This window comes from Streptomyces sp. NPDC059142 (assembly GCF_042755665.1).
Classification (GTDB): Bacteria; Actinomycetota; Actinomycetes; order Streptomycetales; family Streptomycetaceae; genus Streptomyces.
In genome coordinates, this window is record NZ_JBHZDA010000011.1 from 107,569 (window position 1) to 114,741 (window position 7,173).

Annotated in this window: 6 protein-coding genes; 4 read left to right on the forward strand and 2 right to left on the reverse strand. The window is 74.6% G+C overall.

The genetic code is table 11. From position 1 onward, the window contains the following. A partial coding sequence (locus ACFXPK_RS06850) for a histidine kinase dimerization/phosphoacceptor domain-containing protein (RefSeq protein WP_385072469.1) occupies positions 1-982 on the reverse strand: 982 nt, incomplete at its 3' end. A 161-nt stretch (positions 983-1,143) separates the two neighbouring features. Here ACFXPK_RS06850 and ACFXPK_RS06855 point away from each other — a divergent pair. Further along, positions 1,144-1,761, forward strand: coding sequence for a hypothetical protein (locus ACFXPK_RS06855; protein WP_385072472.1), 618 nt, complete (start codon positions 1,144-1,146; stop codon positions 1,759-1,761). An 18-nt stretch (positions 1,762-1,779) separates the two neighbouring features. Here the strand turns inward: ACFXPK_RS06855 and ACFXPK_RS06860 are convergent, their stop codons facing one another. Further along, on the reverse strand, positions 1,780-2,352 hold the full coding sequence (locus tag ACFXPK_RS06860) for a cob(I)yrinic acid a,c-diamide adenosyltransferase (protein WP_385003799.1): 573 nt from the start codon (positions 2,350-2,352) through the stop codon (positions 1,780-1,782). Between the two features lie 251 nt (positions 2,353-2,603). On the opposite strand from ACFXPK_RS06860, the gene ACFXPK_RS06865 reads away from it, so the two are divergent. The 3 genes from ACFXPK_RS06865 to ACFXPK_RS06875 all read left to right on the forward strand — a co-directional run bounded on the left by ACFXPK_RS06865 (position 2,604) and on the right by ACFXPK_RS06875 (position 7,109). Beyond that, entirely contained in the window at positions 2,604-3,452 is an 849-nt protein-coding gene (locus tag ACFXPK_RS06865) for a 3-hydroxyacyl-CoA dehydrogenase family protein (RefSeq protein WP_385072475.1), read from the forward strand. Between the two features lie 180 nt (positions 3,453-3,632). Further along, a complete protein-coding gene (locus tag ACFXPK_RS06870; protein ID WP_066956508.1) occupies positions 3,633-3,956 on the forward strand; it encodes an STAS domain-containing protein in 324 nt (107 codons plus the stop codon). Between the two features lie 213 nt (positions 3,957-4,169). Next, complete coding sequence (locus ACFXPK_RS06875; protein ID WP_385072478.1) at positions 4,170-7,109, forward strand: ATP-binding protein; 2,940 nt, start codon at positions 4,170-4,172, stop codon at positions 7,107-7,109. Positions 7,110-7,173: the final 64 nt, after the last annotated feature.

Genomic DNA, 7,173 nt, shown 5'->3' on the forward strand with positions numbered 1-7,173 from the left:
CGCGGTCCCGGTGGGGCTCCCGGCCACTCCCCCGGGGCCCGCCCCCGCCGCCGCCGGGGCGGGCCCCCCGCGCGCCCGGGGGGCCGCGCCGGTCGGTCAGGGTGAAGCCGAGCCCGCCGGCGGCGCCGTTGGCCCTCGCCTGTTCCACCAGGGTGTCCAGCGCCCCCAGGGTCGGCGCGGGGGCCGGCTCGCGCTCCCCGTCGCCCTCCCGGAGCAGCCCGATCAGCCGCCGCATCTCCGCCAGCCCCGCCACGCTGTTCTCCCGTACGACGGCGAGCGCGTCCCGGCTCGTCCCCGCGTCGTCGAGCGAGAGCGCCGCCGTCGAGTGGATCGCGATCGCCGAGAGATGGCCCGCGACCACGTCGTGCAGCTCACGCGCCATCCGCGCGCGCTCGGCGGTCACCGCCTGGGTCCGGTCGATCTCGGCCAGCAGCGCGGTCTGCCGTGCCCGCAGCCGGGCCGCCTCGGCGGCGTCGCGGTGGTTGCGCACGAGGGCGCCCGTGGAGGCGGGGGCGTAGGTGACCAGACCGGTGGCCAGCCCGATCAGCAGCGACTCCACCGTCTGGAGCCAGGCGGAGAACCCGACGGTCGTCGCGACGGTGACGAGCACGGTGATCCGGGGGATACGGCGGGCGGCGGCCGGGGTCCCGTACAGCACCGCCGCGTACATCACGTCCGTGTACATCACCACCGTCGCCACACTGCCCGTCGTGAACTGGTCCGCGACCAGGGCGGCCGTGGCCACCGGCAGCGCGGTCCGCGGCGCGGTCCTGCGCAGCAGCTCCGTCCCGGCCAGCACGACCAGCGGCAGCAGCACCCACGCCCCGGGCAGCGGCACCTGGCGCCCGTGCATGCCCAGACCGATGCCCCACAGGACGAGACCGCAGCCGAGCCCCACCGCGGCGATCGCCCCGTCGTGGCGGTGCGGCCGGGCGCCGCGCGGGACGCCTGTGCGACGGGAGGGGAGGCGGGTGGCGGTCACCGTTCCATCCAACACGGCGCGCCGTGCGACGGCCTCACCACACCGACGGAGCCCGTGGCACACCGGAGTACATCGAAGGATGCAGTCGTCTCTCGTCACCGGCGACGACGCGCCGCGCCGGCCGCGCCGGGAGGCTGGGTGCGAGGGAGAGGAGAGGTGGCGTGATCGTCACACTGATCATCATCTGCGAGGTCGGATTCTGGGTGCTGCTGGCCGCCGGTCTCGCGCTGCGCTATCTGGCGGGGATGCGGCGGCTGGGGGCGGCGGTCCTGCTGCTGGAGCCGGTGCTGGAGATCGTCCTGCTGGCGGTCACGGCCGTCGACCTGAGGAACGGCGCGGAGCCGGACTGGAAGCACGGCCTCGCGGCGCTCTACATCGGCTACACCGTCGCGTACGGCCACTACACGGTCGCGTGGCTCGACGGCCACGCGGCGCACCGCCTCGCGGGCGCCCCGCCGCCGCGCAAGCCCCCGCGCTACGGGGCCGCCCGCGCCCGCCACGAGGGCAAGCTGTGGCTGCGTACGCTGCTCGGCGCCGGGGTCGCGATCGGGCTGCTCCAGCTCGCGGTCGTGTACGTGGGCGACGCGAACGACACCGGGTCCCTGACGGCCTGGCAGCTCACCGCGGTGCGGGCCGCGGGGATCCACGGCGTGATCGCCCTGACGTACGCGCTCTGGCCGAAGAAGGCGCCGGGGCAGCCGTCCGGCCCGGCGGATCCGGCGGCCCGGGGCGAGTCGGCGGACCCGGCGGAGCGGCCCGCGCGGCCGGCGCGGCGCTGAACCGCCCCCGGGCGGCCGTCAGCGTTCGCCGCCCGGGACCCAGAGCACGTCCCCGACCTCCTTGTTGGCCGCGCGCGCCAGGATGAACAGGAGGTCGGAGAGGCGGTTCAGATACGTCGCCGTCAGCGCGTTCATCACCTCGCCGTGCACCTCCAGCGCCGCCCACGTCGAGCGCTCGGCCCGCCGGACGACCGTGCACGCCTGGTGCAGCAGCGCCGCGCCGGGCGCGCCGCCGGGCAGGATGAAGCTGCGCAGCTTCTCCAGCCCCTCCAGGAAGTGGTCGCAGTCCGCCTCCAGTTTGTCGACGTACGTCTGCTCGACGCGCAGCGGCGGGAACTCCGGCTTCTCGACGACGGGGGTCGAGAGGTCGGCGCCCACGTCGAAGAGGTCGTTCTGGACGCGGACCAGGACCTTCACGATCTCCGGGGAGAGCTGCCCCAGCGCGATCGCGGTGCCGATGGCCGCGTTGGCCTCGTTGGCGTCGGCGTACGCGGCGATCCGCGGATCGGTCTTGGCGGTACGGCTCATGTCGCCCAGGTTCGTCGTGCCCTGGTCGCCGGTACGGGTGTAGATGCGTGTCAGATTGACCATATGGCCACCCTAATGAGGAGCCGGTCCGGTCGGGGCGGTCAAGTGCGCCGCGCGCGCCGCCCGATGGGGTGTGAGGGGCGGGCGGGGGCGCGCGGACGGTGCACGGCGGTGTGATGTCCGTCATGTGAGACGTGACGCGCATCTCTTCACCGTTACACGGCGCGCCCCGACCGCTAACCTCCGGCAGAGGCATCAGAAGTAAACATGCGTTAAATCTGAACAGAAGCCGACCGGGAAACGTGGGGTGCGTTGTGGCCAGGAAGCTCGCCGTCATCGGGGCCGGACTGATGGGGTCCGGAATCGCGCAGGTCTCGGCCCACGCGGGCTGGGACGTCGTGCTGCGCGATGTCACCGACGCGGCCCTGGCCAGGGGTGTCGACGGCATCAGGGCCTCGTACGGCAAGTTCGTCGCCAAGGGCAGGCTGGAGGAGGCCGACGCCGACGCGGCGCTGGCCAGGATCACCACGACGACCGACCTGGACGCCGTGGCCGACGCGGACATCGTCGTCGAGGCCGTCTTCGAACAGCTCGACGTCAAGCACGAGATCTTCCGTACGCTCGACAAGCTCGTACGGGAGGACGCGGTCCTCGCCTCCAACACCTCGGCCATCCCGATCACCAAGATCGCGGCGGTCACCGCGCGCCCGGAGCGCGTCGTCGGGACACACTTCTTCTCGCCGGTGCCGATGATGCGGCTGTGCGAACTGGTGCGCGGCTACAAGACCAGCGACGAAACCCTCGCCACCGCACGGGAGTTCGCCGAGTCCGTCGGCAAGACCTGCGTCGTCGTCAACCGTGACGTGGCCGGGTTCGTGACCACCCGGCTCATCTCCGCGCTCGTCATGGAGGCCGTGGCCCTGTACGAGTCGGGCGTCGCGTCCGCCGAGGACATCGACATCGCCTGCAAGCTGGGGTTCGGCCACGCCATGGGCCCGCTCGCCACGGCCGACCTCACGGGTGTCGACATCCTGCTCCACGCGGCGGGCAACATCTACGCCGAGACCCAGGACGAGAAGTTCGCGCCGCCGGAGCTGATGCGCCGGATGGTGGACGCGGGTGACATCGGCCGCAAGAGCGGGCAGGGGTTCTACAAGCACTGAAGTCCGGTCGGCGCCCCACGTGGTGCCGGCCGCGTCGGCCGTTTCCCTCACTCCACGGGGTGAATTCGATATCGGTTCGCCAACAGACGGCAACTTCTCGGGCCGTATGGCAGTCAGTTGTGTGAAGACAGGAACAGAACAGAACAGGCCGGAGCACGGAAGAAGACTCGGGGAGAGCATATGCACATCAGGGGCGACCACGCCGAGCTGGTCGTCGGGGGCCGCCTCGACGTACGCAGCGCGGCGGACGCCCGTACGGTCCTGCACTCGGCCGTCGACGACGGAGCCGGCGATCTGGTGCTGGACCTGACCGAACTGGACTCCTGGGACGCCACCGGACTCGGCGTCATCATGGGAGCCCACCGACGCGCCGGGCGGTGTGGCCGGAGGCTTGTGCTGAGGGGTGTCCCGCCGCAGATGCAGCGTCTGCTGGTGGCCACCCGGCTGCACCGTATCCTCGCCATCGAGGGCGGCATCGCCGCAGAATCGCTCCCTCGGGTCTGACCAGGGCTGACCTGGTCACCTCGCACAATCCTCACGAGACCGTGATGTCCCGGACGAGGTGTCACCCCGCCTGTTCGTAGATACTGTGCGGAGGTTCAGGGTCCGCCCCGTCCGCGGATCGACGGACCCTGAGGAGCGGGCACCGGACCAGAAGCGGCGGATGGGCGTGTGAGGCCGGGCCAACGGCACGCCACGATCTGGGGGCTTTTCACCATGGACCCGATAAGCCGGGGGCCGGAGGAGCACGGCCGGCGCGACGACGACGCGCGCGGTGACGCCGCGCGTCCCGACGGCCGGTACGACGAAGCGCGCCGGGACAGTGGGCAGGACGCGCGCGGGGAGAGCGGACACGACGCCCGCGCCGACGGCGGCCACGAGGCACGCCCCGGAGGCGGTGACGACACCCGCCGCCCCGGTGGCGAGGACGTCGAACCCGCCGTGGTGAGCGTGCACGAGAGCCGTACCACGGGGTCGGCGGGCGAGGCCGAACCGCCGCGCCCGCCCCGGGTGTCGATCACGCCCGGCGTGCCGACCCCTGCCCCGGCGTCCGCCGCGCCCCCGGCCGTCGCCCACATCAAGGGCGCCGCGGGCCCCATCACCCCCGCGCAGCCCGTCCGTACGGTCCAGCTCGTCTCCGGCGACCTGCTGGTGACCGTCAACCCCGTCGACGGCAGCGAGATCGAACTCCGCCCGCCGGGACGGGAACACACCGCGCCCGCGCGGCTCACCCCGCAGGAGCGCGCGGGCGTCCAGCGCGCCGGGCGCCCGCCCGTACCGGCGGGGCCCGCGGCGCCCGCGCTCCCGCTGCTGGAGCGGGGCGAGGAGCGCGCCAAGCTGACGGAGCTGCTGGGGCGCGGCCGTTCCGTACGCCTCACCGGGCCCGCCGGGTCCGGTCGTACGGCCCTGGCCGAGGCCGTGGCCGCGGACTGCGCGGAGCTCGCGCCCGACGGCGTCGTCCGGCTCTCCGGGTACCGCCGCACTGCCACCGAGCTGCTGTACGAGCTGTACGCGGCCGTCCACCGCTCACCGCTGGTCCGCCCTGACCGGGCCGAACTCCTCGACCGGGTGAAGGACATCGGCGCCGTCGTCGTCCTGGACGACCTGGAACTGGGCGGCGAGGCGCTGGACGAACTCCTCGCCGCGACCCCGGAGTGCGCCTATCTGTGCGCCGCGACCCCCGAGACCGCCGTGCCCTCGCCGGACGCCCGGCTCGAAGAGGTCACCCTCGGCGGACTGGGCCGCGGCTCCTCGCTGGAACTCCTGGAACATGTCGTCGAACGGCCGCTCACCGACGAGGAGGCCAACTGGGCGGGCGACCTCTGGTTCGAGTCCGAGGGGCTGCCGCTGCGCTTCGTCCAGGCCGGGGCGCTGCTGCGCCAGCGCGATCAGGCGCGCGCCGGAGCCGACGCGGTCGACGAGTTCGAGCCCTTCGTACGCCCCTTCGAGCGCACGCCGGAGCGTGCGTCCGGCACACCCGGCGCATCCGGCGCCGAGAGCGGGCCGGCCGCCTCCTCGGCCGTCCCCGGCGGCTACGACGTCCCGCTGCCCACCCTCGGCGAGGGCGCCGCGCCCGCCGCCCCGCTCGCCGCCCGGCTGAGCGAGGCCGCACGCGCCACCCTGCGCTTCGCCGTGGCGCTCGGCGGCGAGGTCCCGCACCAGGCGCACCTGCCCGCGCTGGTGGGCGACACCCACGCGGACGCCGCCCTCGGCGAACTGATGAGCTGCGGACTGCTCACCCCCGTCGGCGGGCGCTACCGGCTCGCGGCCGGAGTGGCCGCGCAACTGGAGGCGCAGGGGTACGGGGACGACGCGGTCGCCCACGCCCACACCGCCGCCCAGCACTACGCCTGGTGGTCCGGGCACCCCTCGGTCACCCCCGAGCGCGCCGCCACCGAGGCGGACGCCATCCTCGCGGCGATGGCGCCGCTGGTGCCGGGCACGGAGGCGGGCCACCCCAGCGCCGCCGTCCTGCTCGCCCGCAGCGCCGCGCCCGCGTTCCTCGCGGGGCTGCACTGGGGCGCCTGGGAACGGGCCCTGCGGGCCGGCTCCGAGGCCGCCAGGATGGCCGGGGAGGTCGCCGAAGAGGCGTACTTCCACCACGAGTTGGGCGTTCTCGCCCTCTGCGTCGGCAATCTGGACCGCGCCCGCGCCGAGCTGGAGGCGTCGATCGGGATGCGCGGCGCCCTCGCCGACAAGATCGGCACGGTCGCCGGGCGCCGGGCGCTCGCCCTGGTCACCGACCGCGAGGCCGCGCTGGCCGGGCCGAAGCCGCCGGGCTCGGAGGCGCCGACCGTACGGTACAAGGAGCCGCTCGCGCGGGCGGCCGGACTCCCCGAACTGCCGGGGCTGTCGAAGCCGTCGCACCCGGGGGCGGGCGCCGCCGCCCACGGGGCGGGTACGGGCACCGCGACCGGCCTCGGGGCAGGCGCGGGTGCGGGTGCGGGTGCCGGGTCCGGGTCCGGCGAGAGCATGGCGATGGTGACCCGGCGCGACATCCCCGTCGTCCCGCCCGGCTCCGGCCCCCGGCCGGCCCACGCCGCGTCCCGCTCCGCCTCCCCGGGCCACTCCCGCCGCCCGCCGCTGGGCGGCGCCCGGCGCAACCTGGTCGCGGCGGGCGCGGGCGCCGTACTCGCCGCGGTGCTCGGTACGGTCGTGACCCTGGGCGCGAGCTCGGACGGCGACCCGCTGCCGCCGGACAAGGTCCGTACGGAACAGTCCACGGACCCGGACGACCGGAACGGTGACGACGGTCTGCCCGCCGAGCAGCCGGTCGACACCTCGACGTACAACCCGGGCGGCGTTCCGGCGGGACCCGACTCCCCGAGCCCCACCGGCCCCTCGGACAGCGCCGAGCCCTCCGACTCGTCCTCGCCCTCGGGCACCCCGTCCGACGGCGGCAGTTCGTCGCCCGGCGGTTCCCCGTCGGCCTCGGAGGAGGAGCCCACGGAGCCCTCGGAGGACCCGCCGGGCCCGTCCGGGGACCCCTCCGACCCGACGCCCTCGACGTCCCCCGACCCGTCCACGGAGGTGCCCTCCGAGGAGCCGTCGGACACGGACACGGCGCCCCCGCCGTCGACGCCCCAGACCTCGGTGAGCGGCCCCGACCCGAGCGTCAGCGAGCCGAGGACGGCCGAGTCGGACGTCGTCGCGTGACGGCGTGACGGCTGAGGACCTGACGGCTTGAGGGTCTGACGGTCTCGTACGAGAGGCCCGGTGG